This is a genomic window from Nonomuraea sp. NPDC003201 (assembly GCF_053590415.1).
In genome coordinates this window covers 58,247-84,325 of sequence record NZ_JBSFTC010000006.1, presented here as the reverse complement: position 1 = coordinate 84,325, position 26,079 = coordinate 58,247, and the positions used below count along the sequence as shown (strand labels likewise).

General features: G+C 71.0%; 27 protein-coding genes. 14 read left to right on the top strand and 13 right to left on the bottom strand.

The genetic code is table 11. The features are described from left to right. Positions 1–8: 8 nt before the first annotated feature. On the bottom strand, positions 9–830 hold the full coding sequence (locus ACWDX9_RS05090) for an AraC family transcriptional regulator (protein ID WP_449949250.1): 822 nt from the start codon (positions 828–830) through the stop codon (positions 9–11). On the opposite strand from ACWDX9_RS05090, the gene ACWDX9_RS05085 reads away from it, so the two are divergent. Then, positions 829–1,371, top strand: coding sequence for a TIGR03086 family metal-binding protein (locus ACWDX9_RS05085; RefSeq protein WP_449949248.1), 543 nt, complete (start codon positions 829–831; stop codon positions 1,369–1,371). The two genes, ACWDX9_RS05090 and ACWDX9_RS05085, sit on opposite strands and share 2 nt — an antisense overlap. Before the next feature lie 222 nt (positions 1,372–1,593). Here ACWDX9_RS05085 and ACWDX9_RS05080 read toward each other — a convergent pair whose 3' ends face one another. The 4 genes from ACWDX9_RS05080 to ACWDX9_RS05065 all read right to left on the bottom strand — a co-directional run bounded on the left by ACWDX9_RS05080 (position 1,594) and on the right by ACWDX9_RS05065 (position 5,248). Continuing rightward, positions 1,594–2,508 carry a polyphosphate polymerase domain-containing protein gene (locus tag ACWDX9_RS05080; protein WP_449949245.1) on the bottom strand — a complete coding sequence of 305 codons (915 nt, stop codon included), beginning with the start codon at positions 2,506–2,508 and terminating at the stop codon, positions 1,594–1,596. Positions 2,509–2,552: 44 nt separating this feature from the next. Continuing rightward, a complete protein-coding gene (locus tag ACWDX9_RS05075) occupies positions 2,553–3,110 on the bottom strand; it encodes a DUF4956 domain-containing protein (protein ID WP_397373454.1) in 558 nt (185 codons plus the stop codon). Positions 3,111–3,179: 69 nt separating this feature from the next. Beyond that, a complete protein-coding gene (locus tag ACWDX9_RS05070) occupies positions 3,180–3,848 on the bottom strand; it encodes a response regulator transcription factor (RefSeq protein WP_350728600.1) in 669 nt (222 codons plus the stop codon). Next, the gene (locus ACWDX9_RS05065) at positions 3,845–5,248 is read right to left on the bottom strand and encodes a sensor histidine kinase (RefSeq protein WP_449949241.1); all 1,404 of its coding nucleotides are present in this window, start codon (positions 5,246–5,248) and stop codon (positions 3,845–3,847) included. Before ACWDX9_RS05065 ends, ACWDX9_RS05070 begins: the two co-directional genes overlap by 4 nt. A gap of 181 nt (positions 5,249–5,429) precedes the next feature. Here ACWDX9_RS05065 and ACWDX9_RS05060 point away from each other — a divergent pair, with 181 nt between their 5' ends. Together ACWDX9_RS05060 and ACWDX9_RS05055 are read left to right on the top strand one after the other, a co-directional pair. Further along, positions 5,430–6,002, top strand: coding sequence for a hypothetical protein (locus ACWDX9_RS05060; protein ID WP_449949238.1), 573 nt, complete (start codon positions 5,430–5,432; stop codon positions 6,000–6,002). A gap of 397 nt (positions 6,003–6,399) precedes the next feature. Continuing rightward, positions 6,400–7,188, top strand: coding sequence for an SDR family oxidoreductase (locus ACWDX9_RS05055; RefSeq protein WP_449949236.1), 789 nt, complete (start codon positions 6,400–6,402; stop codon positions 7,186–7,188). Positions 7,189–7,544: 356 nt separating this feature from the next. Here the strand turns inward: ACWDX9_RS05055 and ACWDX9_RS05050 are convergent, their stop codons facing one another. Both ACWDX9_RS05050 and ACWDX9_RS05045 read right to left on the bottom strand, forming a co-directional pair. After that, positions 7,545–8,210 (bottom strand): alpha/beta fold hydrolase, encoded by a 666-nt coding sequence (locus ACWDX9_RS05050; protein WP_449949233.1) that lies wholly within the window; start codon positions 8,208–8,210, stop codon positions 7,545–7,547. A gap of 36 nt (positions 8,211–8,246) precedes the next feature. Beyond that, positions 8,247–9,197 (bottom strand): quinone oxidoreductase family protein, encoded by a 951-nt coding sequence (locus tag ACWDX9_RS05045; RefSeq protein WP_449949230.1) that lies wholly within the window; start codon positions 9,195–9,197, stop codon positions 8,247–8,249. Positions 9,198–9,277: 80 nt separating this feature from the next. On the opposite strand from ACWDX9_RS05045, the gene ACWDX9_RS05040 reads away from it, so the two are divergent. From ACWDX9_RS05040 to ACWDX9_RS05030, 3 genes are all read left to right on the top strand, one after another. After that, complete coding sequence (locus tag ACWDX9_RS05040) at positions 9,278–9,883, top strand: TetR/AcrR family transcriptional regulator (protein WP_449949227.1); 606 nt, start codon at positions 9,278–9,280, stop codon at positions 9,881–9,883. Between the two features lie 176 nt (positions 9,884–10,059). Further along, positions 10,060–10,995 carry a hypothetical protein gene (locus tag ACWDX9_RS05035; protein WP_449949224.1) on the top strand — a complete coding sequence of 312 codons (936 nt, stop codon included), beginning with the start codon at positions 10,060–10,062 and terminating at the stop codon, positions 10,993–10,995. Continuing rightward, positions 10,992–12,053, top strand: coding sequence for a hypothetical protein (locus tag ACWDX9_RS05030; protein ID WP_449949222.1), 1,062 nt, complete (start codon positions 10,992–10,994; stop codon positions 12,051–12,053). The genes ACWDX9_RS05035 and ACWDX9_RS05030 overlap by 4 nt, the downstream gene beginning before the upstream one ends. A 17-nt stretch (positions 12,054–12,070) precedes the next feature. Here the strand turns inward: ACWDX9_RS05030 and ACWDX9_RS05025 are convergent, their stop codons facing one another. After that, positions 12,071–12,772 carry a TetR/AcrR family transcriptional regulator gene (locus ACWDX9_RS05025; protein ID WP_449949219.1) on the bottom strand — a complete coding sequence of 234 codons (702 nt, stop codon included), beginning with the start codon at positions 12,770–12,772 and terminating at the stop codon, positions 12,071–12,073. Positions 12,773–12,887: 115 nt separating this feature from the next. On the opposite strand from ACWDX9_RS05025, the gene ACWDX9_RS05020 reads away from it, so the two are divergent. Then, on the top strand, positions 12,888–14,045 hold the full coding sequence (locus ACWDX9_RS05020; RefSeq protein ID WP_449949216.1) for an FAD-dependent monooxygenase: 1,158 nt from the start codon (positions 12,888–12,890) through the stop codon (positions 14,043–14,045). An 18-nt stretch (positions 14,046–14,063) separates the two neighbouring features. Here the strand turns inward: ACWDX9_RS05020 and ACWDX9_RS05015 are convergent, their stop codons facing one another. Beyond that, positions 14,064–14,756: a class I SAM-dependent methyltransferase gene (locus ACWDX9_RS05015; protein WP_449949213.1), complete on the bottom strand. Its 693-nt coding sequence runs from the start codon at positions 14,754–14,756 to the stop codon at positions 14,064–14,066. A gap of 84 nt (positions 14,757–14,840) precedes the next feature. On the opposite strand from ACWDX9_RS05015, the gene ACWDX9_RS05010 reads away from it, so the two are divergent. The 4 genes from ACWDX9_RS05010 to ACWDX9_RS04995 all read left to right on the top strand — a co-directional run bounded on the left by ACWDX9_RS05010 (position 14,841) and on the right by ACWDX9_RS04995 (position 19,399). After that, positions 14,841–15,035 carry a hypothetical protein gene (locus tag ACWDX9_RS05010; RefSeq protein ID WP_185079465.1) on the top strand — a complete coding sequence of 65 codons (195 nt, stop codon included), beginning with the start codon at positions 14,841–14,843 and terminating at the stop codon, positions 15,033–15,035. A gap of 3 nt (positions 15,036–15,038) precedes the next feature. Further along, complete coding sequence (locus ACWDX9_RS05005; protein WP_449949210.1) at positions 15,039–16,139, top strand: sensor histidine kinase; 1,101 nt, start codon at positions 15,039–15,041, stop codon at positions 16,137–16,139. Next, a complete protein-coding gene (locus ACWDX9_RS05000; RefSeq protein ID WP_449949208.1) occupies positions 16,136–16,768 on the top strand; it encodes a response regulator in 633 nt (210 codons plus the stop codon). Before ACWDX9_RS05005 ends, ACWDX9_RS05000 begins: the two co-directional genes overlap by 4 nt. A gap of 84 nt (positions 16,769–16,852) precedes the next feature. Next, positions 16,853–19,399, top strand: a complete 2,547-nt coding sequence (locus tag ACWDX9_RS04995; RefSeq protein WP_449949205.1) for an ATP-binding protein — start codon at positions 16,853–16,855, stop codon at positions 19,397–19,399. Here the strand turns inward: ACWDX9_RS04995 and ACWDX9_RS04990 are convergent. Beyond that, entirely contained in the window at positions 19,375–19,734 is a 360-nt protein-coding gene (locus tag ACWDX9_RS04990; RefSeq protein WP_449949202.1) for a hypothetical protein, read from the bottom strand. The two genes, ACWDX9_RS04995 and ACWDX9_RS04990, sit on opposite strands and share 25 nt — an antisense overlap. A gap of 157 nt (positions 19,735–19,891) precedes the next feature. Here ACWDX9_RS04990 and ACWDX9_RS04985 point away from each other — a divergent pair, with 157 nt between their 5' ends. Beyond that, complete coding sequence (locus ACWDX9_RS04985) at positions 19,892–20,605, top strand: expansin EXLX1 family cellulose-binding protein (protein ID WP_449949199.1); 714 nt, start codon at positions 19,892–19,894, stop codon at positions 20,603–20,605. A gap of 6 nt (positions 20,606–20,611) precedes the next feature. Here the strand turns inward: ACWDX9_RS04985 and ACWDX9_RS04980 are convergent, their stop codons facing one another. Continuing rightward, positions 20,612–21,601: a GlxA family transcriptional regulator gene (locus ACWDX9_RS04980; protein ID WP_449949196.1), complete on the bottom strand. Its 990-nt coding sequence runs from the start codon at positions 21,599–21,601 to the stop codon at positions 20,612–20,614. A gap of 132 nt (positions 21,602–21,733) precedes the next feature. Here ACWDX9_RS04980 and ACWDX9_RS04975 point away from each other — a divergent pair, with 132 nt between their 5' ends. Next, on the top strand, positions 21,734–22,360 hold the full coding sequence (locus tag ACWDX9_RS04975) for a DUF2238 domain-containing protein (RefSeq protein ID WP_449949193.1): 627 nt from the start codon (positions 21,734–21,736) through the stop codon (positions 22,358–22,360). 124 nt (positions 22,361–22,484) lie between these two features. On the opposite strand, the gene ACWDX9_RS04970 is transcribed toward ACWDX9_RS04975, so the two are convergent. Next, a complete protein-coding gene (locus ACWDX9_RS04970) occupies positions 22,485–23,315 on the bottom strand; it encodes a maleylpyruvate isomerase family mycothiol-dependent enzyme (RefSeq protein WP_449949190.1) in 831 nt (276 codons plus the stop codon). 257 nt (positions 23,316–23,572) lie between these two features. Beyond that, positions 23,573–24,418 (bottom strand): helix-turn-helix transcriptional regulator, encoded by an 846-nt coding sequence (locus ACWDX9_RS04965; RefSeq protein ID WP_449949188.1) that lies wholly within the window; start codon positions 24,416–24,418, stop codon positions 23,573–23,575. A gap of 60 nt (positions 24,419–24,478) precedes the next feature. On the opposite strand from ACWDX9_RS04965, the gene ACWDX9_RS04960 reads away from it, so the two are divergent. After that, the gene (locus ACWDX9_RS04960) at positions 24,479–26,050 is read left to right on the top strand and encodes an FAD-dependent oxidoreductase (protein ID WP_449949185.1); all 1,572 of its coding nucleotides are present in this window, start codon (positions 24,479–24,481) and stop codon (positions 26,048–26,050) included. Positions 26,051–26,079 lie beyond the last annotated feature (29 nt).

The following is a 26,079-nucleotide window of genomic DNA, read 5'->3' as shown; positions in this document are numbered from 1 at the left end:
GCCCGCGCCTATCCTCTGCGGCGGGCGTAGGCCGCGGGTGGCATCCCGACCGCGGCGGTGAAGTCGCGGGTCAAGTGAGCCTGGTCCGTATAGCCGAGTTCGACGGCCAACGTCGCGAGGTCCAGCCCTTCGTACACCCGCTCCGCCGCCTCGTGCAGCCGGAAGCGGCGGATCACCCATTTGGGGCCGATGCCGACATAGTCCCGGAACAGCCGCTGCAACGAGCGCACCGACCGTCCCGATCTGGCGGCCAGCTCATCGACCCTGGTCAGGGAGACCTCGTTCTCGGCCATCTCCACCAGCGCCGCCACCTCTTCGGCCAGCGGATCCCGCTCCGGCCCCAGACTCAGCAGGAACCTCTCGACCAGCCCGATGGCGGCCCGGGCATCGGGCTCGGCCAGAACCTGCTCGACCAGCGAGACGCCCGCCGCGCCGTACATCTCGCCGATCTCCACGAAACGGTCGGTCCACTGCGACACCGGACCGCCGAGGAACGGCCGGAACCCGCCCGGGCGGAAGCGCGTGCCGAGCACGCGGCCGCTGCCCCGCATCGTGTACGAGAACCCGCCCTTGATCACTCCCGCGAACTGGTGGAAGTCCGTGGTGATCGTCATGTTCACGGTGGGGTGCGAGACGATGCGCTGTTCGTACGGCTCGGCGAGGTCGGTCCACGTGACGACCCAGAAGTGCTCCACAAACGCCGCAATCTCCGCTGATGGCGCCTGTCTGAAGAAATCGAAGGCGTCGAGCCCCGCGTACGGGTCGACCCAGCCGCGCTGTCGCGTTTCTACAAGCCGCGCCTGGGGCGGGCGGGGCATCATGGCTGCCATGGACGACATGATGCCGCTGATGACGCGCGCCACCGAACGGACCGCCGGATTGGTCCGCGCGGTGCGGCCCGAGCAGTTCGATTCCCGTACGCCCTGCGCGAAGTTCGACGTCAAGGACCTGATCAACCACCTCGAGTGGGTGGCGGACCTGTTCGAGTCGCTGGGCCGCCAGGGGGAGAGGATCGAGCAGGAACCGTACGCGGGCGACTTCCCCGAGCGCGCGGAGCGCACGCTGGCCGCCTGGTCCCGCCCCGAGGCATGGGAGGGCACCAGCCCCGCCATGGGCCTGCCGATGACCACGCTGGCCCACATGTACCTCGTCGACATGGTCGTACACGGCTGGGACCTGGCCAGGGCCACCGGCCAGGACTACGAGCCGGAGGCTGAGACCGTCTCGCGGGCACTCCACTTCACCGACCAGATGGCGGAGATGGGCCGGCAACGCGGCGCCTTCGGCCCACCGGTAGACGTGCCGGACAGCGCCCCGCAATTCGACCGCCTCCTCGGCATCATCGGCCGCGACCCCGCCTGGACCCCGTAAACCGCACCGCCCTCGACGAGCCGCCGTCACAACGAAGGGAGACACACCGATCCCCCCGCCCGCCGAACCGATCCGAACGCGGCGACCCCCCTCTCGCCGAACGAACCGGCACGGGGCGATCCCCCCTCCCACCGACGCAAACCGTCGCACAGCGCCCCCCTCCCGCCGAACCAAACCCGAGCACGGCAGCCCCCTCCCACCGCACCAAACGTGGACACCGAATCACCCCTGAATGCCGATGCCGAGGCCGCTGCTCCTCCCCCCGGCGTGTGCTCCCCGAGGCGTCGCCCACCTCCCTCCCCGTGCGGCCGCCTGGCCCCAGCACCCTGCCGAGCCCCTGGACACCAGGCGTTGGGCACCCGATTCGGGCCGATGGACGAGATAGCGCTGCAGCACCGGGTGCCAGCGGTTGGCGGGCAGGTTCCGGAGGGCCGCGACGGCCAGGCAGTACTTGCTCACGGTGACCGGCCGCACCCCCAGCCCGCGCAGGACCTTGTCCACCAGCGCCTTCCCGTCGGCGGACTTCGACTCCAGCAGCACCAGGTCGCGGCGTGCCGGTGCGCTGGAGCGCCCGTCGTGGCAGAGCAGGCCCGTGTCGCAGGTGAGCCTGGCCGCGCCCGAGGGGTCGATGAAGGTCACCCGCTTGTAGTCGGTGGACAGCACCGGCCCCAGCGTCTCCGGGGCGATGAGGTGTAGCTCGGCGAGAAGGGTGTCGCGCACGAAGTCGAACGCCTCCCGGGTGAGCGTCCGGCTCGGCGCGTCGTCGTACGGGATGCGGTGTTTGTCGGTGCTGCCACGGGTGCCGTTGAGCTTGAGCTCCAGCCACCGGCCGCCCCCGTCCAGGTAGGTGCGGGTGCGCAGCTTGAACCTGCGCCGCCGATCCTGCCGGTGCTGGTGGAAGGTGAGCAGGTCAGGCGTGTCGAAGTAGGTCGATGTGTAGCGGAACTGGCGTCTTGCCCCGATGCGCAGCACGGCGAACCGGTCTCCCAGCTCGGCCGCGAGTGCCGCCATGGTGGCGGCCGTCACGATGTATTTGCGATCGACCCGGCTCATCAGCTCCGGCACGTCCTCGAGCCCGATCGGCGCCACCTCGGCCGCGAGCCCGGCCAGCAGCACGTCCGCGTCCAACTCACCCATCACCACACCTCCACCACCTTCTGCATGACTCCGGCTCACGGGGTTCAGCGGACGCCGGCCCGTTGGGGAGGGGCCACGTAGCGGACGTCGACCACCGTTATGTCGCGGACGTAGTCGATCTGGGTGACCACGTAGTGGAGGACATGTGCCCGCAGGCGGCTCTCCAGGTCGACCCGGAGCAGGTCCGGGTCCGAGTGGACGACGTCCAGGGTGATGACCTGGTGGCGGGTACGGCCGAGCAGGGCCGGGTGGTCGGCGACGTACATCACCACCAGCAGGACGCCGTCCAGCAGGAGGGCGGTCAGCGGCCACGCGCCCGCGATGCCGTTGACCAGGCCCAGCACGATGGCGATGAAGTAGTAGGCGATCTCCTGCTGGGTGATCTCGCTGGAGCGGAGGCGGATGATCGACAGGACGCCGAACAGGCCGAAGCCGACGGCGACGTCGACGCGCTGGACGAGCAGGAGCGAGACCACCGCGAAGATGCCCACGTTGAGTGCCACGTAGGCGAAGAGCAGGTCACGTCGATGATGTCGCCGATAGTAGAGGCCATAGGCCAGGGCGACGATCGACGCGAGATCCATTACCAGGCCGGCTGTCACGGCGCTCCCTCCGTCGGTGCTGCTGAGAACAGCTTTTCGGAACGGGGTGAGGCGGGGGTGAGGTGATGATTAGGCGGCTCTCATGCGGTAGCCGGTGCCGCGGACGGTCTCGATGCGGTCAGCGCCGATCTTGCGGCGTAGGTAGCGTACGTAGACGTCCACCACGTTGGAGCCGGGGTCGAAGTCGAAGCCCCACACGTGGCTGAGGAGCTGTTCGCGCGTCAGGACCTGGTCGGGATGCCGGCAGAAGATCTCCGCCAGCGCGAACTCCCTGGTCGACAGATCCACCGCCCGGTCCCCGACATATGCCCGCCGCGTACGCAGATCCAGCGACAGATCCGACACCCGCAGCACGGTCACCTCCGGCGTGCGGTCGGCGCGCACGCGCAGCCGCAGCCGCACCCTCGCCAGGAGCTCTTCGAAGGCGAAGGGCTTGGCGATGTAGTCGTCCGCGCCGCCCTCAAGCCCTGCCACGGTGTCGCTCACGCTGTCGCGGGCGGTCAGGATGATCACCGGCATGGCCACCCTGGACTGCCGCAGCCTCCGCAACACCGTGAACCCGTCGCTCAGCGGCAGCCCGATGTCCAGGATGAGCAGGTCGAACCCGCCCGCGCAGGCCAGGTCGTACGCCGCCACCCCGTCCGTCACCACGGCGGTCACGAAGCCGTTGGCCCGCAGCCCCTTCTCCACGAACGACGCGATCCTGGCCTCGTCCTCGGCGATCAGTATCCGGTTCATCCCAGCCTCCAGAGCTCCCACAGCGGGATGGACATGACGAAACGGGCTCCGCCGCCCTGGGCCTCCGTCACCTTGACGTTGCCGCCGTGGGCCTCGGCGATCGATCTGACGATGGCCAGGCCCAGACCGGCGCCTTCGTACGTCACGGTGCGGCCCGCGCCGCGCACGAACCGTCCGAAGATCCGCTCGCGCTCGGCGGGCGCAACCCCGGGGCCGCTGTCGCGTACCCACAGCTCGACCCACCCGTCGCGGACGGCGGAGCCGACGGCGATCAGGTCGTCGTCGGTGGTGTGGCGGACGGCGTTGGCCACGAGCTGCATGAGCGCCTGCGTGAGCCGCTGGCGGTCGGCGGGCACGCGGGCCTCGGCCACCTCGTCGACCCGCCAGCGCCGGGTGCCGAGCGCGCGGGCCTTGGCGACGACGCTGACCGTGAGGTCGGCCACCTCGACGTCGTGGATGTCGAGAAAGCCCGGCTGCTCGGCCCTGGCGAGGGTGAGGAGGTCTTCGACGATGCGGTTCATCCGGTCGAGCTCGTCGGTGACCAGGGCGAGCGTCTCGGCGCGGTCGCGCGGATCGTCGCCCATGAGCTCCAGGTGGCCGCGGATGACGGTGATCGGCGTACGCAGCTCGTGGCCGGCGTCGTCCATGAAGTGCCGCTGCACGACGAAGGCGTTCTCGAGCCGGTCGAGCATGTGGTTGAACGTCGCGGCCAGCGCGGCCACGTCGTCGTCGCCCGGCACGTCGAGCCGGCGCGTGAGATCGGTGGAGTCGCTGATCTGCTCGGCCGTCTGGCTGATCAGCCGGACCGGCGCCAGCACCCGCCCGGCCACGAACCACCCGGCCGCCCCCGCTAACGCCAGCGCCGCCAGCGCGGACAGCCCGAGGACCCGAACCGCGTCCACGATCTCGTCGCGGTGGCGATCGTAGAGGATCGCCACGACGAAGTGGCCCGGGCGGGGGTCGGGCTTCACCGTCACCGGGATCACCGCATAATGGACCGTTCCTTTCGGGCTCTCGATCTCACCGCCGCCGGGCTTGACGGCCGTGGCCAGCCGCGCGACCAGCGCGTCGTCGATGTCGAGGCGTACGGGTGGCGGGATCGCGGTGATCTTGTGCGCCTTGCCGTCGACGATGCTGAAGAACGTCTCCCACCTGTCGGGCGCGTTGAGCGCCAGGTATCCCGTGAGCAGCTCTCCTACGTCGGTGATCGTGCGGCCGGTCTCCGGGTCGCGCGCGGTCGCGGCGTACCGGCGCAGCTTCTCCGCCTCGTTGCTGAGCTCGAGGTTCGTACGGTCGTCGAGGCGAGCCAGCAGGATGGTCCAGGTCGCGAAGATCGAGACCGCGAGGGCGAGGCCGACGACGGCGAGCATCCAGCCCACGATCCGGGCACGGGCGCTCACCCGCATTCGATCGCCTGGTCAGTCGTCGCCGTCATCGTCATCTCCACCGCCACCGTCGTCGTCATCGTCACCACCACCTGGTCTCGGCGCCGGCGGTCTGACCGGCTCGGCCCTGGTCTGGCGCGGTGCGGGCCGCACGGCGGTCCCGCGCGCCGCGGCCTCGTCGCCGTCGCGCGACCCGGTGGCCCTGGCGGGTCTCGGGCCGGTGCTCGTGCCGACCTTCGGCCTGGCGCTCGCGGTGGGCTTCGGTTTCACGCCGGTGGTGGGCTGTGGCCTCACCCCGGCCGCGGGCTGGGACCCGGCATCGGCAGCAGGCCGGGATCCTGCGTCCGCGGCCGGCTGGGATCCGGCATTGGCGGCCGGCCCGGACCTGGCCTCGGCGGCCGGCCGTGGCGCCGTGTCCGTGGCGGGCGGTGGCGTCGTGCCCGCGGTGGGCTCCTGTTTCGTGCCTGGGGTGAGCTCCGGTCTCGCGCCCGGGGTGAGGCCTGGTTTCGCGCCCGGGGTCGGCTGGCCGGAGCCCGGCCCGGGGGCGCCGCTCCCCGCGGGGGCCGACATGCCGGCCTCGCCCGGCGCGGGCGTGTGTGACACCACGACGGCCTCGCCCAGATCGGGCTCGCTGTCGGCCGCGCGCACCAGCCCCACCGACATGAACCCCGCCATCGCCGCGGCCAAGGCGAAGAGGACCAACGTTCCCCGATGCTTCATGACCTTGACCTTGACGCCCTTCGAGGAGACCACGCTGAAGCCCAGATGAGAAACCTCTCATCTGATCACGCTGAGCCGCAGTAGAATCACGCTCTAATTGCTGGGGTTCGCCGTCCATACCGCCTCTTCTCGGGCGGGGATTCCGACGGGAGGCGTTCAGGGTGGGTTCGCCTTCTCGGGCGGGGGTTCCCGACCGGAAGCGTTCAGGGTGGGGCCACCCTCTCTGGCGGGGTTCCCGACCGGAGGCGGTCAGGGTGGGGTCGCCTTCTCTGGCGGGGTTCCGGCGGGAGGCAGTCAGGGTGGATTCTGCCTGGGAGGTCGGGCTTCGGCCGAAGCGGCCAGAGGCGGTCGAGATACGCAAGGGCGGAGTCGTTCCCGGCAAGGGCGGGGCCGGTGGAGGTGCCTGCCCGGCACGGCGGACGCGCTCGGGACCGGAAGGAGTGCAGATGCGGGTACGGGACAAGGTTGTCGTCGTCACGGGTGCGGCCGGCGGGATCGGGAGGGCGATGGCGCTCAGGTTCGCCGCCGAAGGAGCGGCCGGGGTCGCCGTCGCGGACCTCGACGAGGCCGGGGCGATCGCGGTGGCCAAGGAGATCGGTGACCGCGCCACCGCAGTACGCGTGGACGTGTCCTCGGAGCCGGAGGTGGCCGCCCTGGCCGAGACCCCGTTCGGGCCGGTGGACCTGTTCTGCTCCAACGCCGGCATCATCGGCGGCCACGGCCTGGACGCCCCCGACCAGGAGTGGAGCCGCCTGTACGCGGTGAACGTGCTGGCCCACGTGTACGCCGCCCGCGCCGTCGTACCCTCCATGATCGCCCGAGGCGGCGGCTACCTGCTGAACACCTGCTCCGCCGCGGGCCTGATCAGCTGCCCCGGCGACGCCCCGTACGCGGTGACGAAGGCGGCGGCGATCGCGTTCGCCGAGTGGGTGGCCATCCACTACGGCTCGCGGGGCATCAAGGTCAGCGTGCTGTGCCCGCAGGGCGTGCGTACCGGCATGCTGGAGCAGGGGCTGGAGGAGGACCATCTGACCGCGAGGGCCGTGGCCGCCTCGGGCACCATCCTCGATCCGTCGGACGTGGCCACCGCGGTCGTCGAGGGCCTCGAAGCGGAGCGCTTCCACATCTTCCCGCACCCGGAGGTGGCCGAGTTCGTCCACCGCAAGGCCGAGAACCCTGACCGATGGCTGGCCGGAATGTCGCGCTTCGTGGACTCCCTGACCTCGACCCCCTGACCTGGACTCTCCGACCTCGACTCTCCGACCTCGACTCTCCGACCTCGGATTACCGAGTCGCGGATGCCGGGCGCCGATCGCGCACGGAGCGCCCAGCTGCGGTCGGCGATTCGGCTGCCGGGGCTTCGGCCGTCAGCGGTTCGGCGGTTCGACCGTCGGTGGTTAGGCGGTCGGTGGTTAGGCGGTCGGTGGTTAGGCCGTCGGTGGTTAGGCCGTCGGTGGTTAGGCCGTCGGTGGATCGGCGATCGGCGGCCAGCGGTCGGCGGCTTTCCTTGGAGGAGTTCGAGCAGCGGCCGAGCACGATGCTTGGTCATCGCACGTTCGCCGAGGCCGAGCCGAACGGTCCGGTGGACGTGCTAGGCGACGTCGAGCAGGATCTCCAGCAGGTCCTGCGGTGCGTCGCGCATGAGGTTGTGTCCGCTGGCCACCGCGTGCGTAGTCCACGCGGGGTCGTGGCGCAGCCGCTCGTAGACGGACGTGAACGGCGACTCCCCCTCCCACCCCGCCGCGTACACGTACTCCCTGCGGCGCACGTGCGCGAGGTCTCCGGTGAGTCGTAGCGGCTGGAGCAGCGAGGCGATCGGATGGGCCGTGGCGCGCGGGTCGAAGAACGGCAGCGTCCGGGTCGCGTAACCGCTGTCCACCACGTCCACGTACCATCGCCGCTCCTGATCGGTGACGAGGCTCCAGCAGGAGTCCCCGTGGCCGGGCACGACGGCGTCGAGGTAGACCAGGTCGCGCACCCGCTCGGGCGCGCGGTCGGCGACCCCCGTGATCACCATCCCGCCGTAGCTGTGGCCGACCAGGATCGCTTCGGTGAGGTTCTCGGCGGCCAGGACGCCGGTCACGTCCTGGATGTGCGTGTCGAGGTTCACCCCGCCGGTCAGCAGGTGGCTGCGCTCGGCGATGCCGGTCAGGGTCAGCGGGTACGCGCGATGCCCCCGGCTCCGCAACTGCTCGGCGAGCTCGTCGAAGCACCAGCCGCCATGACACATACCGGGGATCAAGACAAATATCGCCACAAGTCAGGATCCTAACAGAGATCGAACCGACCGGTTCTATCTTGTCGGGTCGAGGACGAGCTTGCCGACGGTCCGGCGGCCGCGCAGGTCCGCGTGCACGCGCCGTACCTCCGACATCGGGTGGTCGCCGCCGCGGACCACGCGCAGCTCACCCGCCGCGACCTGCCCGGACATCTCCACGTACGCCTTGCCGAGGATCTCCGGGTACGCGAGGGCGTTCATGAGCCAGAAGCCGCTGACCGTGGCCGAACGGCGCTGCAGGTCGCGTGGCGACACCGGGGCGGGCTCGACCCCGCCCGCCATCCCGTAGTAGGCGAGCCTGCCGAACGGGGCCAGCGCGGCAAGGCTCTGGTCGGTGACGTGGCCGCCCGTCATCTCCAGGACCACGTCGACGGGTTCGCCGTGGTTCGCCGCCCGCAATGCCCCGGTGAGGTCGTCCGCCGCGGGGTCCACGGCGGCGTCCGCGCCGAGGGACAGCGCGAATTCGCGCTTGTCCGGCGTGCCGGCCGTGGCGATGACCCGGGCGCCGCGCAGCTTGGCCAGCTGTACGGCCAGCGAGCCGACGCCGCCCGCCGCCGCGTGGACGACCACGCTCTCCCCCGGCCGCACCCGCGCGGTGTGGTTGATCAGCCACCAGGCGGTCAGCCCTTGGACCAGCAGCGCGATGGCGGTCACGTCGTCCACCCCGTCGGGCACCGGGAAGGCGCTGTCCTCCGCCACCACGGCCTTCTCGGCGTACCCGCCGTCGGAGATCATCGCGGCCAGCCGTCGCCCGTCCGCGGTCCGGCCGACGACCTCGATCCCGGGGATCAGCGGCAGCGTGACGGCGGCGATGTAGCGGTTCTCGCGCAGGAGCGCGTCGGCGAAGTTCACCCCGCATCGCGCCACGTCGATGAGGACCTGACCGGCTCCCGGCCGGGGCTCGGGCACCTCTCGCACGGCCACGACCTCGGGCCCGCCGAACTCGGTGATCTGCACCGCTCGCATGTCCAGCTCCTTGGAATGGAGTACCTAAGTGGTACTGCGTACCATAATGGATCGAAGTACAGGACGACTAGACTGAGGCGGTGCCCCGATCCACCCTCCGCGCCCGCAACCAGCAGCGAGCCCGTGACGAGATCGTCGCGGCCGCGTACGAGCTGTTCGCCGAACGCGACTACGCCGGCGTGACGGTCGCGGACATCGCCGACCGGGCCGGGGTCGGCCGCACCACGTTCTTCCGCTACTTCGGCGACAAGCAGGAGGTCGTCTTCGCCGGCGAGGAGGAACTGCTGGACAACATCGCCCGGCGACACCGCGAGCTGCGGCTCGACCGTCCGCCGTCGCTGCCGGAGGCGCTCGCGCTGCTGCGCGACACCGTGGCGGCGGTCTGCGCATGGGCGACGCGGGACACCGACCGCTACGTCCTGCGCGAACGGCTGATCGCGGCGAACCCCGAACTGGACGACCGCGCGGCCCGCAAACAGCGGCGCCTCGTCGAGCTGGCCGGCGAGCTCCTGCGACAGCAGGGCGCCTCGGCGGAGACCGCCGCGCTGGCCCCGCAGGTGGCGCTGGCCTGCTACAAGGCCGGCCACGAGGTCGCGGCGGGCGACCCGGCCGCGCTGTGGCCGAGCGTCGGCGCGGCCTTCGACCAGCTCGGCGTCACCTCAGACGCCGGGCCGGACCAGACCTGAGGGATCGGCATCACCTCAGGGGCCGAGCGGGACCCGATCTGAGGGCTGGAGGCGGTAACCGTCACTCCACCCTCCGGGGAACGTCGCTTTGAGTAAGGGGGTACTCATGCGATCCCAGCCGGAGGAGCCGATTCTGGGGCTTGATGAGGGATCGGCGGCGCACTCCAGGAGGATCCATGACGCCATCGCGGGCACGCATGCTCATCATGGCCGGAATCCTCGGCCTCGTGGCGGTCCTCGGGATCGCCTGGCTGGCCGGCGTCGCCACCGGCAACGGCGCGGAGCCGGTGGCCGGCACCGGGACGAACGCCACCGCGGACGCCCCGGACGGCTCGGCGGACGCACCCGACGCCGACGGCTCGGCGAGCGATACACCCGACGACGGTACGGCAAGCGGCGCGCCCGACGACGACAGCTCGGCGACCGGCGAGCCCGACGGCTCGACCGGTCAGGGCAAGGACGCCGACGGGCAACCGACCGGCGACAGGTCCACGCCCCCGGGAACGCGCAACAACCGCCGCAGCGTCCACTGGAACGGCGTGCACCTCGACGGCTCCCCCGGCGACGACGGTTGCGTCACCATCATCAACAAGACCTCCACCGTCGGGACGATCGAGTCCGTCTCCTTCACCGTGCAGTCGGGCCCCGGCCGCGCCACGGCCCGATCGGCCCCCGGCCACTGCGACCCCACCGGCGACCCCTTGTGCCAGGGGGTCCAGCTGAGGGCCGGTTCGCAGTGCCTCGCGGGCGCGATCATCACGGGCGACGCCTCCGACCGCCCGTACGTCATCCAGGCGGTGGTCCGCTTCCGCTACCTGTGCGTCAACGTCGAGGACGCGCCCTGCGACCAGGTCCGCGACTGGGGCGGCCCGCCGCCGACGGCGGAGGCGCCGGTGGAGGTGACCGGCCAGACATCCAACAACGTTCCGCACTTCTCGTACTACATCGGCGATTCGGGCACCTCCTCCGAGGAGTCCGCGACGCCGTCGCCGGACGACGGCACCGGCGCCTCCACCGACGACTCGGGCACCTCTCAGGAGGACTCCGGATCGCAGGACGACGGGCCGGATACGGCGGATGACGGCACGACCACGGCTCCGGAGGGAGAGTGACCACCACGCACGAGCCCGCGAGCAAATCCGCGACCGGCCAGGAGCCGCCGCCCGAGCGGAGGACGGCGCCCGAGCAGGAGACGGCACCCGGCCAGGAGACGGCGAGCGCGCAAGAGACGGCACCCCGGCAGGCGACGGCGAGCGCGCCGGACGCAGCGGGCGCGCAAGAAGCGGCACCCGGGCAAGAGGGGCCGAGCGGGCAGGAGGCGGTTTCGGCGCGGGTGCGGCAACTCGCCGAGGCCATAGGCCCCACCACGCTGGCGACCGCGCTGCTGATCTACTTCGGCTACGTGGCAACCCGCGCCCGCTTCGACTACTTCGGCATATCCCTCGACATGACCGGCCTGTCCAACCAGAGCCTGCTCCTCGACGGCCTCGAAGTCGTGCACGTCCCCGCCGCCCTGATCTGCCTAGGCGCGCTGCTGGTCATCGCCGTCCACGCCACCGTCTCCTGGCAGCTCGCCCGCCGCCCCGGCGACACCGTCAACACCTTCCTGGCCGCGGGCTTCACGCTCGTCGGCCTGCTCCTGATCGGCCGCGCGATGATCGGCATCTTCCTCGGGGCCGCCGACACCAGCGTCGTCATCGGCGCGACGCCGCTCGCGCTGGCGTCCGGCCCGGCCACGGTGGCGTACGGGATCCACATCCACGGCAAGAACCGCGGCCGCCCGCTCATGTCACCCCGCCTCGCCAGGAACGGCGTGCTGAGCGTGCTGGGCCTGGCCGTCGCCGGCCTGTTCTGGGCCTCGACCACGGTCGCGTGGGCCTACGGCACCGGCCGGGGCGAGCAGGACGCGCACGACCTGCCCAAACGCGCCGAGGTCATCCTCGACGTGAAGGAGCCGCTGCAGGACGTACCTCCCGGCATCACCCATATCCGGCTGAAGACCACCGGCAAGGACCCGAGCTTCGCGCACCGCTACCGCGGCTTCCGGCTCCTGCTCGCCTCCGGCGGCCGGCTGTTCCTGGTCAATCCGGAGTGGAAACTCGGCCGCGACCAGACGATCGTGGTCCCGTACGACAACGGCATCCGCGTCCAGCTCATCTCCCAGCCCTGACCAGCGCGCCGAGCACGCTACCCCTCGGGGATGCCGGACTCGGCGCGGTCGGCGTCGATCACGTCGCCGAGCAAGGTGACCACGGCCGCGGCGATGTCCCGCAACGTGGTGTCGGGGACAGCCGACTCGGTCTCGAACGCCCGCCGGACGGTACGCGCGAGCAGGTCCGCCCGCTGCTCCCGGCCGTCCGAGGCGCCCTCCGCCCGCAGGAACCCCTCGAACGTCGCCTGGTAGGCGAACCCGAGCTCATCGACGCTCATGTCGTCGCGGAGCAGGCCGTGCTCGGCGAGCAGCCCCAGGTAGTCGCGGGCCATGGCGCCGTGCCGCTCGTCGCGGGCCGGGTCGGGGGAGCTGGTCAGCTTGCCGACCAGGTCGGGTTCGGCAAGGAGGAAGCTGAGCAGCAGCGGCCGGTTCGCGATGGCCAGGAAGTAGGCACGCGCGAACCGGTGCAGCAGGCATGCCCGCGGATCCTCCCCGAGCGCCTGGCGCAGCTCGTCCATCGCCCGGAGCACCTCACGCGCGAAGACCGCGCCGAACAGCTGCTCCCGGGTCTTCCAGTGCAGGTAGACGGTCCCCTTGCCGATGCCGGCCCCGGCGGCCACGTCGTCGATGGTCACCCGCCGGTAGCCGTGGCGCAGCAGCAGGTCCGCCGCCACGTCGAGGATCCGTGCGGCCCGTTCGGCTCGCTGCCGCGGGTCTCGGAGTCGTTCGGCGCTCACCCGCAGACCATATGACCAAATGCGAAATCTGGTCAACCCACTAGCCAGCGATTGACTAACTTTCAAATTTCGTCATATGGTCACATCGAAACCACGGCAACCCGAGGAGTGAGCCATGAAGACAGTCCTGATCTCCGGAGCCGGCATCGGCGGCACCACGCTGGCGTACTGGCTGGCGCGGCACGGCTTCCGGCCCACCGTCGTCGAGCGTGCCACCGGCCTGCGCTCCAGCGGCAACCCCGTGGACGTCCGCGGCCCCGCTGTGACCGTGGCCGACCGCATGGGCGTGATGCCGCGGCTGCGCGAGGCGGCCACGCAGGTGACGGCGCTGAGCTTCGTCAACGCCTCCGGCCGTCAGGTCGGTCGGGTCAACATGCGGGCGCTGCGGCAGGCGTCCGGCAGCCGGGAGGTGGAGGTGACGCGTACCGACCTGGCGGCCATCCTGTACGAGGCGAGCCGCGACTCGGCCGAGGTCCTGTTCGGCGACACGATGACCGCGCTGAGCCAGGACGGCGACGGCGTGGACGTCACCTTCGAGAAGGCGGCGCCGCGCCGGTTCGACCTCGTCATCGGAGCCGACGGGCTCCACTCGACGACCCGGCGGCTGGCTTTCGGGCCCGAGTCCGCGTTCGTCCGCCACATGGGCCTCTACGTCGCGACGATGCAGCTCGACGGCCCGGCCGGCAACGTGCAGGATGTCGTCCTGCACAACGCCCCCGGCCGGCTGGCCTCCGTCCACCCCGTCCACGGCCGCGCCCTGGCGGCCTTCATCTTCCGTCACCCGGAGGTGCGGGGCTTCAACCACCGCGACCTCGCGCAGCACAAGCGGATCCTGACCGACGCCTACGCCGGTGACGGGTGGCGCGTGCCCGAGCTGCTGGACCAGGCCCGCGCCACCGACGACCTCTGGTTCGACTCCGTCAGCCAGGTGCGCCTCGACTCCTGGGCCAAGGGTCGCGTGGCGCTGCTGGGCGACGCGGCCTCGTCGGTGTCGCTGTTCGGCGACGGTTCCACCCTGGCCATGGCCGGCGCCTACACCCTCGCCGAGGAACTGGCCGCCACCCCCGCGGACCCTCAATCGGCCTTCGCGCGGTACGAGGCCGAGCACCGCACCCTGGTGGACCCGCGCCAGGGGAACGTCGCGACGGCCGCGGCCATGATGGTCCCCGCCACCCGCGCCGGGATCGCCGCACGCAACCTGGCGAGCCGGTTCTGGCCGACCGCGGCAGCCGTCTCATGGGTCCGCAACCGGCTCACCCCGGTGGCCGTCTGAAGAACCCCGCGGCCGCGGTCAGGGGCGTACGAGCCTGACGGCGAGGAAGGACGGCCGCTCGTTCAGCTTGTCGTAGGCGGCCTCGTCGATCTCCCGCAGGGCGGCCACCGGGCGCGGCTCGACGACCCGTTCCAGGACGAACCCGGCGGCCAGCAGCTCCCCCAGGAAGACCTCCAGCGACATCCGCTGGAAGTGGATCGAGAACGGGCCGTCGCCCACGGGAACCTCGACCCAGTCGCCGGCGTGGTACGAGCCCCCGAAGTGCTGCCAGTCGGCGGTCGGATGGCCGGTCGAGACCACGAGCCACCCTCCCGGCCGCAGCACCCGGCGCAGCTCGCCCAGCAACTGCGCGCGACGGGTGACGTGGGGATACACCAGCGCGCACACGGCCCCGTCGAACGACGCGTCGGCGGCGAAGTCCAGCGGCTCCTCCAGATCGCGCAGGAGCTCGGCCCGCTCCCCCACCCGCGCCTGCGCGTGGCCCAGCAGCGTGACGCTGCCGTCGACACCGACCACTTCGGCCCCGCGGGCCAGCAGCTCGGCCGCGTAGTGCCCGGCTCCGCACCCGACGTCGAGAACCCTCGTCCCGGCGAGGTCACCGGCGAGCTCCAGCATCGCGGGCCGGTCGACGTAGGCGTTGTACGGGCTCGTGGTGGCATGCTCGGCGAACTGGTCTCCGAGCGCGCCGTGGTAAGCGGTCTCCGGGGGCATCAGCCCATCATGACAGCGCCTCCACCCTGCTCTCCACCCTTCGGAGGTGCCGCTCCACCCCGCCCCGTCCCTACCGTCCCAGGTATGGACAAGCACTCTGGACGGCCGGGCAGCCTCTGGCTCGAACTGCTGCACCGGCTCCTGGACGCCAACGGGGGAAAGATGAACGGCAAGTTCCTGCTCGCGATCGTCGTCGTGGCGCTGCTGGTGGTCGTAGGTTTCGTGGCCTTCCGGCTTATCTTGGTGGACATGATTCTGACCTTGAAGGACTCGCGCTAGGCGATGCGAGAGGTGTGGGGGCGGGTCGTACGGCTCCTGGCGGCCGACGACCCCGAGACGGGGCGCCTGGTCAGGCTGCTGTTGAGCCTGGTCCTCGCCTGGTCGCTGGCGGCGGCCGAGCCCGATCGCGTCCCCGCGCTGCTGTGGTCCGCGCTCGGCGTGTCGATGGCGTGCTGGCTCGCCTTCGTCCTGCTCGACGGCCGGTTCCCGCGCGTGGCCGTAGCCGCGCTGGCGGCGGGTTCGGCGGTCGCGGCGTCGGTGTCGGGGTCGGTCGAGCCGGCGCCCACGGTGTTCGTGTTCGCGATGTTGCTGCTGTTCGCGGCGCACATGACGCCGAGCATGGCGGCGATCGCCGCGGTCACCGCGACCGACCTGGTGCTCATGGTCGGCAGCCTGCTGTGGTGGGAGCAGCCGCGATCGGCGATCGTGGTCCGCGGGACGGTCGTGATGCTCACCGTGCTCTTCGCGTTGCAGCGGCGCCAGTACCGGCAGGCCCAGCACGACCGGGCCAGGGCCATGGCGCTCGACGAGCGGACCCGCATCGCCAGGGAGCTGCACGACGTGCTCGCGCACTCCCTCGGCGCCCTGGGGGTGCAGCTGGAGGTCGCCGAGGCCATGCTCACCGAGCGGGGCGACGTGGAGGGGGCGGTGGCGCGCGTCCGCAGAGCGCGGGCGCTGGCCAGGGAAGGGCTGGTCGAGGCCCGTTCGGCGGTGGCGGCGCTGCGCGAGGACGTGCCGCCACTGCCCGACGCGCTGAGCCTGCTGGTCACCGAGCACCGCAGGGACCACGAGGTGCCGGCCGACCTGCGTACGACGGGCACGCGGCGGCCGATCACCCCGGCGGCGGAGGTCTGCCTCCTGCGTACGGCCCGCGAGGCGCTCACCAACGCCGCCAAGCACGCGCCGGGCGAGCCGGTCACGGTGGAGATCGGCTACGGTGAGGGCGCCGTCCGGCTGGTGGTGCGCAATCCGTACGCGGCCGCGGCGCCGTCGTCCGGGCACGGGCTGCAGGGTATGCGCGAGCGGCTGGCGCTCGCGGGCGGGACGCTGAGCGCGGGACCGTCGGGGGGCCTGTGGGAGGTACGGGCGGAGGTGCCGGAATGAAGGTCCTGGTCGTGGACGACCAGCAGCTCATGCGCGAGGGCCTGGTGGCGCTGCTGGACCTGGTCGACGACGTGGACGTGGTGGGCGACGCGGGGGACGGCGAACAGGCCCTGCGCCTGGTGGCCGAGCTGCGCCCCGACGTCGTGCTGATGGACCTGCGCATGCCCGTGATGGACGGCGTCGAGGCCACGCGGCGGATCGCCCGCGCGCATCCGGAGGTGGCCGTGGTGGTGCTGACGACGTACGACGACGACCGGTCCGTGGACTCCGCCCTGCTGGCCGGGGCCTGCGGCTACCTCACCAAGGACGCCGGGCGCGCGGAGATCGCCGCCGCCCTGCGCTCGGCCGCCGCCGGGCAGTCGACGTTCTCGGCCGTGGTGTCCCGCCGGCTGGTGGACGCGCTGTCCCGTGCCGCGCCGCCGCCGGTCTCGGCGTGTCCCGACGGGCTGACCGTACGGGAGGTCGAGGTGCTGAGGCTCGTCGCCCGGGGGATGAGCAACGCGGAGATCGGCTCGGCGCTCTTCATCGCGGAGACGACCGTCAAGACGCACATCAACAACGCCTTCGCCAAGATCGGCGTACGCAACCGCACGGAGGCCGCCGCCTACGCGCGCGACAGCCTCCTGTAGCGCCTGCGCCAGGGCCAGCGGGCCGGTGGAGAATGACATAGGCTCGTTCTCGATCCGGACAGCTGACCACGGGGAGATGGGTTCATGCCGTCAGGAGCACGCGACGGCGCCGAGGCGGGCCGTCCGGTCGGGGGGCCGGGCCTGGGCGCGTTGTTACGGAGCTGGCGTGAGCGGGCGCTGCTGACCCAGGAGCAGGTGGCCTCGCGGGCGGGGCTCAACGTCCGCACGGTTCGCCGGTTGGAGGCGGACGAGCTGCGGCGGCCGCGCAGCGCGTCGGTGCGCTCGCTGGCCGAGGCGCTGGGCCTGGACGCCGCGGAGGTGTCCGTTCTGACGCGCGCCGCGAGCGGCCTGTCGGAAAGCGCGCGGCCGACACCGCGGCAGCTGCCCGCCGACGCGGCGGCGTTCATCGGCCGGGCGCGGGAGCTGGCCGTTCTCGACGACGTCGGTGACGCCGCCACGGTGGTGGTCACCGCCATCGACGGCATGGCGGGGGTGGGCAAGACCGCGCTGGCCGTGCACGCCGCGTACCAGCTGGCTCCGCGCTTTCCCGACGGTGATCTGTTCGTCGACCTGCACGGCTACACGCGGGGCCTGCCCGCGGCGGACCCGGCCGACGCGCTGGCCCGCGTGCTGGAGGTGCTGGGCGTGCCCGGGGAGACGATTCCGCAGCACCTCGACGACCGGGCCGCGCTCTATCGCAGCGTGCTGGCCGACCGGAAGATGCTGATCGTCCTGGACAACGCCGCGGACGAGGCCCAGGTGCGGCCGCTGCTGCCGGGTGCGGGCGGCTGCCTGGTGCTGGTGACGAGCCGGCGGCGGCTGGTCGGGCTGGACGACGCCCGTATGGTGTCGGTCGACGTGCTGCCGCTCGCGGACGCGATCGCGCTGTTCACCGGCACCGCCGGCGAGGAGCGGGTCGCGGGGGTGCCACGGGAGGTGCTGGCCGCGGTGGTACGGCGGTGCGGGCTGTTGCCGCTGGCCATCCGCCTGGCCGCGGCCCGGCTGAAGGCCCATCCGGCCTGGAGCGTACGGCACCTGTTGCAGCGGCTGGAGCAGCACCAGCACCCGCTGAGCGAGCTGCGCGCCGGGCAGCACAGCGTCACCGCCGCGCTCGACCTGTCCTACCAGGAGCTCACCGACGCCGAGCGGCGGGCGTACCGGCTGCTGGGGCTGCACCCCGGCATGGACCTCGCGCCCGACGCGGCCGCCGCGCTGCTGGCCACCACCGTCAAGCGGGCCGCGACGCTGCTGGACCGGCTGCTGGAGGTCCACCTGCTGCAGGAGCCGATCCCCTGCCGCTACCGATTCCACGACCTGATCAGGACACACGCCGCCGAACGGGCCGCCGGCGAAGAGTCCGAGTCCGACCGGCGCGCCGCCTCGGCGCGCCTGCTGAACCACTACAGCCGCGCGGCCTCGGCGGCGATGGACCTCCTCTATCCCTACGAGGCGGACATGCGGCCGCGTATCGCGCCGGACGAGGTGGCGCCGCCCGCGGTGGCCGACGCCGCCGCGTGGCTCGATGCCGAGCTGTCCAATCTGCTCAGCCTCGCGCAGCTGGCCGCCGAGCACGGCTTCTCCGAACACGTCCGGCACCTGTCGGCCACCCTGCACCGGTGCCTGCGCACCCGCGGCCGGTATGCCGAGGCCGAGACGCTCCTGGAGCGGGCGCTGTCGGCGGCCCGGACGGCCGAATACCGTACGGGCGAGCTGGAGGCCCTCCTCGGGCTCGGCGAGATCCGTCAGATGCAGTGCCGGTACGAGGCGGCTCTGGAGGACTCCTCCCGCGCCCTGGCCATCGCCTGCGCCATCGGTCATCGAGCGGGCGAGTTGCGGGCGCTCAACGGCATCGGCATGGTCCGCGGGTTCCAGGGGGAGTACGCGCGGGCCGCCGAGCACTTCGAGCAGGCGCTGGACATCGCCCGGGCGATCGGTCACCGTACGGGTGAGCTGGACGCGTTGATCGCCGCCGGCAACGTCCACCGGATCATGGGGTGGTACGACACGAGCGCCGACGAGCTGGCGCAGGCGCTCGTCATCGCCCGCTCGATCGGCCACCGCACCGGCGAGTTACGGGCGCTGCTCGGCACCGGCTTCATCCACCTCGGACAGGGCGCGCACGGCCCGGCCACCGGCTACTTCACGCTGGCCCTGGGCCTGGCCCGCGGCACCGGGCACCGGCTCGGCGAGCTCGACAGCCTCAACGGCCTCGGCCACCTGCACCGCTTCCAGGGGCGGTACGAGGAGGCGTACGACTGCTACGAGCAGGCCCTGCGCCTGGCCTGCGAGATCGGCAACAGCAACTGGCAGTTCGAGGCCCTCCACGGCATGGGCCGGCTGCAGCATGCCCGCGGCCAGGCCGGCCAGGCGCTCGACTGCCACCGCCAGGCGCTGGACCTCGCCTCGGACCTTCACCAGCCGAGCGACCAGGCCCGCGCCCACGACGGCCTCGCCCACGCCCACGCCGCGCTCGGCCGGCCCGACCACGCCCGGCGCCACTGGAGCGAGGCCCTGACCATCATGGCCACCCTCGGCATCGACCGGACCGAAGAGACAGGGGTGGACGCCGAGAGCATCCGCGCCCACCTGGCGTCAGCCGATTCGCATCAGCTGCCCGCCGTCGGCCCGTAGGCGCAGGGCGGGGCCGTACCCGGCTGCATCCGGACGCGAAGCACCTGGCGGAGCTCGGGCGGCAGGCTTCCGCGCCCCACGCAGAGCACCTGGCTCGCGCCCGTACGGCCGGTGAGCACGACCTGGCAGCCGGGAGCCGGCTGGTTGTCGAACGTGTCGACCTCGTACGGCTCCACCGGCTGATCCCGGGGCGGCTGGCAGGTCGTGTAGCTGAAACTGACGCCGGCGGTCCCGCTGATCAACGTCAGCCGTCCGGTGGCCGCGTGCGCCGTGCCCGTCGTGCCCGCCACCGTCAGGCAGGCCAGCGCCGACCCGGTGAGCAGTGCTTTTGTCATCGATTTCATGACGCGAGTGTCGATTGCCGCTGCCCGAACATCCAGGGCAATAACCGGCTATTTTCCGGACATATCACGGAAGATCTGCAACTTTACCGTACCGAGATATACCGATTTCGCTACTGTCACATCCATCACATACGAGAGGAAAGCCGGAATGCGCCGCTTACCCACGGTTCTCGCCGCCGCGCTCGCCGCGACCTCGCTCCTCCCTGCCTCCGCCCTGGCCCAATCCGGCCGGAGCAAGGAGAGCACCGCGGCCACCCGCGCGTCGGCGAAAGCGACCAGCGGTAAGGCGACGTTCTACGAACTCCGGTCCGGGGGCGGCAACTGCTCCTATCCGTCGCCTCCCGCCGGCGATCTCTACGTCGCGCTCTCCCGCGGCGAGTACCGCGCCGCGGCCGCCTGCGGCGGCTACCTGACCGTCACCGGGCCGAAGGGCTCCGTGCAGGTCAAGGTCGTCGACCAGTGCCCGGAGTGCCCCGCCGGGCACATCGACCTCAGCCGCAAGGCCTTCGCCCGCGTCGCGGACCCCGGCAGGGGCATGGTCGGGGTCACCTACAGGCCGGCCGCCAACCCGAAGATCGGCAAACCGCTCTCCTTCCGTGTCAAGGAGGGGTCGTCGCGGTGGTGGCTGGCCCTGCTGGTCAACAACCACGGCAACCCGCTCACCTCGGTCGAGGTGAAGACCGCCGGCGGCGCGTGGCGCAAGCTGGCCAGGGCCGACTACAACTACTGGATCGCCGAGTCCGGCGCGGGCCGGGGCCCCTTCTCCGTACGGGTCACCGACACCCGCGGCCATCGCGTCACCGCCAACGGCGTCCGCCTGGCTCCCTCCGCCGTCCAGCGCACCACCACGAAGATGTACTGAACGCCGTCAGCCCTGGGTCTGAGGATCCGCCGCGGGCCGGTGGCCGGCCAGCCGGAACCGATTCCGGTACGCCGACGGCGCCACACCGAGCACCCGCAGGAACGCCTGGCGCATCGTCTCCTGCGAGCCGAAGCCGCACGCCTTGGCGATCTCCCGCACGATGGCGTCCCCGGACTCCAGCCGGGCCTGCGCCGCTTCGACCCGCAGCCGCTCCACGAACTGGGCCGGCGTCGACCCCAGCTCGCGGCGGAACAGGCGGGTCAGGTGACGCTCGCTGACGGCGAGACCGGCGGCCATCGTGGCGAGGCGATGGTCCGCGGACAGGTCCGCGGCGACCAGGTCGAGCGCGCGGCATACGGTCGGGTTGCGGGGCGCGGGAGCGGCGCCCGGGACGCTGAACTGGCGCTGCCCGCCGGGACGCTGCAGGAACACGACGAGGTGCTTGGCCACCGCACGGGCCCGGTCCTCGCCCTGGTCCTCCCCGACGAGCGCCAGCGCGAGGTCGATCCCGGCGGTGACACCCGCTGACGTGACGATCGAGCCGTCGCGTACGTAGATGGCGTTCGGCTCCACCGTGACGCCCGGGAACCGCGCCGCGAACTCGGCGCAGGCGTCCCAATGGGTCGTGGCCCGCCGGCCGTCGAGCAGCCCGGCCTCGGCGAGCAGGAACGCGCCCGTACACACGGACACCACCCGCCGGGCCCGCGGCGCCAGCTCCCGCAGCCTGTCGACCAGCGCGGACCCGAGAACCCCTGACGACCTCCTCGGATAGCCCGGCACGACCAGCGTGTCCACGTCGAGGTCCGGATCCGACAGCGCGAGATCCACGCTCAGCGAGATGCCGACATCGCTGCGAACGGGCTGCCCGTCCGGCGAAGCCAACCGCACCCGATACCCACCGGCGTCGTTGAAGACCTGAACGGGGCCGGCCACATCGAGCAGCAACACTCCGTCGGACACGGCGAAGATCACTTCGTCGGCCCGATTCGTCGTCATCTGGATAGTCTGTGGGCGCACGACGGATGTCCGCAAGGACGCCTGTCCCACGGATCCGGACATCAGGCGGTCGATGAAGATGACCTGCTCCCCTCGCTTCTCTCACCCCCCACCGCTTTCGAGGCTGATCGCATGACTCCTGCTTCCGCCGCCCGGCGGCTGCCCTTGGTCCTGGCCGCCGTGGTGCTCCTCGCTCTGGTCGTCTCGGGTTTGCGTCCCTACGACCGGCTCACCTGGCTCCTGGAGACCTTCTGGGTGATCGGCGGCCTGCCGCTCCTGGTGGTGCTCTGGCGGCGCTTCCCGCTCACCACGCTGCTGTGCTGCCTGCTGGCCGTCCACGCGCTGGTTCTGATCGTCGGGGGGCACTACACCTATGCGCGGGTTCCGTTCGGGCACTGGCTGCAGGACGTGCTGGCGCTGTCGCGCAACCCCTATGACCGCGTCGGCCATCTGGTGCAGGGGTTCGTGCCCGCGATCCTGGTCCGTGAGGTGCTGGCGCGGACCTCCCCTCTGCGCGGCAGCGCGTGGCTGGCCCCGCTGACCGTCTGCGTCTGCCTGGCCTTCAGCGCCTTTTTCGAGATGCTGGAGTGGTGGTCGGCGCTCGCGGCCGGGTCGGCGGCCGACGCCTTCCTCGCCGTCCAGGGCGACCAGTGGGACACCCAGTGGGACATGGCCTGCGCCCTCATCGGCGCCGTCACGTCGCTCCTGCTCCTCTCCCGCCTGCACGACCGGCAGCTCGCGCGCCTGCGCCGGGATTGAGGAGCCTTGTCGGCTCTTGCGCACCCGAAAGGGCGGTGCGGGTGGCACGAGGAGCGGCCAGGAAAGCGCAACCTCCGAGATCAGGAAGAGTCCACAAAAGCGCCGCGCTCACGGTCCGGTCGTTTTAGGCGACGACGGCGAGCAAGGTCGTCATGGCCGCGGTGAGCTCCGGGTCGCCGCTCGGCTTCGAGCGTGCGCGGGCCTCCTCGACGCTGATGCCCCTGGTCGCCAGCCGCCAGAAGGTGTCCTGGTCCATCGAGACCCGCGCGGCCGGCTGGTCGCCGGGCGTCACCGGCTGCCATCGGCCGCCCTGCCAGGCCACGCTCCACTGCCCGCCGGCCGGCCCGAGCACCTCCAGGTGAGCCACGGTGCCGTCAGGGCGTTCGTACGTCCTCAGGGTGTGCGGCAGGGCGCGCGCGAAGAGGTCCAGCACCGGCGCCATGAGGTCGGGCTGCGTGGCCCCGGGCCGGGAAACCGCGTCGCGGACCTGCTGCTGGTGCACCCAGAACTCGGTGAATTCGCGGCCGATGTCGAGCCAGGCGGGGCTGTCGAGGTCCGTGGCGGCCCAGGACACGTTCAGGTCGGCGGGCGCCTGCAGGTCGCGTGCCGCCCAGAGGGCGTCCAGCTGCGGCCCCAGGTGCTCCAGCAGGTCGATCAGCAGTTGCGGGCTGAGCTGGCGGCCGGCCCGGACGAACTCGTCATTGGTCCGCGCGAGGTAGGCGGGAAGCGTCTCGTCGTCGGCGAAGACGGCGCCCCCGTACCCGTCGCGGCTGCCCGACAGGCGCCGCATGTAGTCGTTGAGGACGTGACCGACTACGTCGTGCACGTCCCAGCCTGGGCAGATCGTCGGTTTGGCCCAGTCCGCCGGGTCCAGGGCACGCAGCAGGTCCAGCATGGCCTGCCGCTCGCGCGGGAACAGGGGGCGTACGTCGATGACCGAACCGAAAGGCGTCATGACGTGACCCTATTGAACCGCCACATCCAGGGAAAACTCGTTTTCGAGCTGCCATCCGGTCAGTCCATGAAAGCGCTCCATGCGACGACCATCCCGCTGGTGATGCCGTAGGCACCGCCACCCGGCTCCGCGACTCCCGACCCTCTTCACCGAGGGGCTCGACCATGCCGTCGACGACGGATCCCGCTGGGTGGCCGAGGTCAACGGCTGGATCGCCATCGTGCCGGCGCACGGCCACGGCGAGTTCCTGCGCTCGATCACCGGATGGACGGGCTCCCCGCGCGATATTCAGAAGGCGACTGACCGGTGGTGGCTTTGAAGACTCGGCTGAGGTAGAACGCGCTGCGATATCCGCACTGTTCGGCGATGGTCTGCAGGGTGAAGTCGGTCCCGGTCAACAGCTCCCGCGCCTTCTGCAACCTGACGCCACGAAGGTACTGGCCCGGTGTGACACCTCGAACGTCCCGGAAGCGTCGCGAGAGCAGCGAAGGACTGACGCCCAGCGTCCTCGCGAGGTCGCCGAGTGAAAGGTCCGGCGAGGTGAAGCACTCCAGGATGAAGGCGATCGCCTTACGCACCAGGACGTCCTCCCGCACGTCTTCCCGCGTCCGCTCCCAAAGCAGGGTGATGAGGACGTCGTCGACCACATGCGCCGCGACCATCTCCGCATCCAACCTCTGATGGCCTTCATCGGAAGCGGACTGCGTGGATTCGAGAAGTGCGAGGTCGGCGCGCAGGCGATCGACGTCGCGCAATCGACTGCAGCCGATCGGCGGCTCCAGAGCGGTCAGGAATCGCGCGAAGAAGAACGACGTCGGCGTTTTCATCTGCCGCCGTAGCGTGCTGCCCGGCGGGCTGATGACGACGTCGCCGAAATGCGCCTCGCCCCGAAGCCCGGCCACACCCACCGCTCTGGTTCTGTGCGCCACTTCATCCTCGACTTCATAGGAGAACGTCCCGTTCCTCGCCAGCAGCATGCACCACCCCTCGTACGTGTCGGAACCGAGGCTGAACTGCGGCCGCCGGGGCGCCAGAAGGTAACCATCAAGCCCCATCCCGTGGCCTCTCATCAAAATGTGCATGATCTCCACCAAAATCGCCATTCCGTGGTCCTGCGCAGTCCGAAAAAATATGGGGACCCAATCTCGAACAGGACGGAATCGATGACGCTGAGGGCCGATATCTGCGTGTACGGAGGAACACCCGCAGGCTGTGTCGCCGCCATCACGGCACACCAGGAGGGCAATTCCGTCATACTCGTCGAGCCAGGTCGTCGGCTCGGAGGAATGCTGGGATCGGGAATCAAACCACTCCAGGACTGCCCCCTTCCCGAGGCTGTCGGAGGACTGACGAACGACGTGATCTTCCGCTTCGGGAACCATCCCCCGGACATCGTGCGCGGTTTCCACGAGTGGCTTGCCGAGGCCGGCATCAAAGTGATCTTCGAGCACCGCGTCCGCTCGGTGACGCGAAACGGCGACCATATCGACACCATCCAGCTTGAGCCTTCACCACCGAGCAAATGGGGAGTCCCGCCGCCGGCATCCGAATCGGAAGAGCCTTTCAGCATATCGGCGTCGATTTTCGTCGACGCTTCTTACGAAGGCGACCTGATGGCCCTCGCAGAGGTTCCCTATCGAACCGGACGCGAATCACGCCAGGCGTTCGGCGAGGCACCGGCCGGCGTCGGTCACATCACGAACTGGACGCCGATCGACCCCTACGTCGTACCGGGCGACCCCACCAGTGGGCTCATCCCGCTCATCGACGAGGACCACGGATTGCCGATCGGCTCGGCGGACGGCTACACCCAGGCATACAACTTCCGTTTCTATCTGACGGCGGACAAGCGTCACAGGGCTGAGATCACCGCGCCGGACGACTACTCACCCGACACATTCGAGTTGGTCCGCCGTTACGTCGAGCACATCAAGTCCGTGAGCACGAGCACCGACGACCAGCTCGACAGACTCCGAGCCGTGTTTCCCGGATGGCTCAATTCAGGTGAGTACAACTACCAGCGCGCCTCCCTGGTCACGAATGCGCCCGTCGGCGTGAGCCACGACTACCAGGACGGCGACTGGAACGTCCGGTCGCGGATCTGGCGCCACCACATCGACTATCTCCGCGGCCTGCACCACTTCCTCTCGACCCACCCTGAGGTGCCCGAGGAGTTCCGGCGAGAGACGGCCGCGTACGGCTTGGACGCCGGCGTCTTCCCGGAGACCGACGGGTGGCCGCACCAGCTCTATGTACGGGTGTCCCGGCGCCTCAAGGGCCGGTACACCCTTACCCACGCGGATGTGCTGAACCAGACCGATCCCGCCGATGCCATCGGGCTCGCCCTCTTCGGCGTGGACGTGTACCCCGCCCGGCGCGTCGCTCACCGCGATTCCGCAACAGGGCGACTCGGGGTGGCGACCGAGGGCGACATGTTCATCGGCGGACACATGGGAACGGGCCGGCCGTACCCCGTTCCCTACCGGGTCATCACGCCGCACAAGAGCGACTGCGCGAATCTGCTCGTGCCCGTGTGCCTGTCGGCGACGCACATCGCGTACGCGGCCACCCGCATGGAACCGGTCTTCTGCGTACTCGCGGAATCGGCTGCCGTCGCGGCGACGTTGTCGATCCGGAACCAGGTCGCCGTTCAGGACATCGACCCCGAGCAGCTTCGGAAACGCATCACCGAGAGAGGCCAGATCATCGCCTGGAGCCCCCAGGAATCCGGGTGAGAAACGGCCGGCCCTCATGCCGGCCCTCA

What these genes read in the sequence shown, in the direction of transcription:
- ACWDX9_RS05080 (WP_449949245.1), bottom strand. Translation starts at nt 2,508, where the DNA reads ATGGGTGAGTTGGACGCGGACGTGCTGCTGGCCGGGCTCGCGGCCGAG.
- ACWDX9_RS04985 (WP_449949199.1), top strand. Translation starts at nt 19,892, where the DNA reads ATGCGCCGCTTACCCACGGTTCTCGCCGCCGCGCTCGCCGCGACCTCG.
- ACWDX9_RS04975 (WP_449949193.1), top strand. Translation starts at nt 21,734, where the DNA reads ATGACTCCTGCTTCCGCCGCCCGGCGGCTGCCCTTGGTCCTGGCCGCC.
- ACWDX9_RS05005 (WP_449949210.1), top strand. Translation starts at nt 15,039, where the DNA reads ATGCGAGAGGTGTGGGGGCGGGTCGTACGGCTCCTGGCGGCCGACGAC.
- ACWDX9_RS05035 (WP_449949224.1), top strand. Translation starts at nt 10,060, where the DNA reads ATGACGCCATCGCGGGCACGCATGCTCATCATGGCCGGAATCCTCGGC.
- ACWDX9_RS05010 (WP_185079465.1), top strand. Translation starts at nt 14,841, where the DNA reads ATGGACAAGCACTCTGGACGGCCGGGCAGCCTCTGGCTCGAACTGCTG.
- ACWDX9_RS04980 (WP_449949196.1), bottom strand. Translation starts at nt 21,601, where the DNA reads ATGACGACGAATCGGGCCGACGAAGTGATCTTCGCCGTGTCCGACGGA.
- ACWDX9_RS05045 (WP_449949230.1), bottom strand. Translation starts at nt 9,197, where the DNA reads ATGCGAGCGGTGCAGATCACCGAGTTCGGCGGGCCCGAGGTCGTGGCC.
- ACWDX9_RS04960 (WP_449949185.1), top strand. Translation starts at nt 24,479, where the DNA reads ATGACGCTGAGGGCCGATATCTGCGTGTACGGAGGAACACCCGCAGGC.
- ACWDX9_RS05015 (WP_449949213.1), bottom strand. Translation starts at nt 14,756, where the DNA reads ATGCCCCCGGAGACCGCTTACCACGGCGCGCTCGGAGACCAGTTCGCC.
- ACWDX9_RS05000 (WP_449949208.1), top strand. Translation starts at nt 16,136, where the DNA reads ATGAAGGTCCTGGTCGTGGACGACCAGCAGCTCATGCGCGAGGGCCTG.
- ACWDX9_RS04990 (WP_449949202.1), bottom strand. Translation starts at nt 19,734, where the DNA reads ATGACAAAAGCACTGCTCACCGGGTCGGCGCTGGCCTGCCTGACGGTG.
- ACWDX9_RS05020 (WP_449949216.1), top strand. Translation starts at nt 12,888, where the DNA reads ATGAAGACAGTCCTGATCTCCGGAGCCGGCATCGGCGGCACCACGCTG.
- ACWDX9_RS05070 (WP_350728600.1), bottom strand. Translation starts at nt 3,848, where the DNA reads ATGAACCGGATACTGATCGCCGAGGACGAGGCCAGGATCGCGTCGTTC.
- ACWDX9_RS05055 (WP_449949236.1), top strand. Translation starts at nt 6,400, where the DNA reads ATGCGGGTACGGGACAAGGTTGTCGTCGTCACGGGTGCGGCCGGCGGG.
- ACWDX9_RS04995 (WP_449949205.1), top strand. Translation starts at nt 16,853, where the DNA reads ATGCCGTCAGGAGCACGCGACGGCGCCGAGGCGGGCCGTCCGGTCGGG.
- ACWDX9_RS04965 (WP_449949188.1), bottom strand. Translation starts at nt 24,418, where the DNA reads ATGGCGATTTTGGTGGAGATCATGCACATTTTGATGAGAGGCCACGGG.
- ACWDX9_RS05085 (WP_449949248.1), top strand. Translation starts at nt 829, where the DNA reads ATGGACGACATGATGCCGCTGATGACGCGCGCCACCGAACGGACCGCC.
- ACWDX9_RS04970 (WP_449949190.1), bottom strand. Translation starts at nt 23,315, where the DNA reads ATGACGCCTTTCGGTTCGGTCATCGACGTACGCCCCCTGTTCCCGCGC.
- ACWDX9_RS05090 (WP_449949250.1), bottom strand. Translation starts at nt 830, where the DNA reads ATGGCAGCCATGATGCCCCGCCCGCCCCAGGCGCGGCTTGTAGAAACG.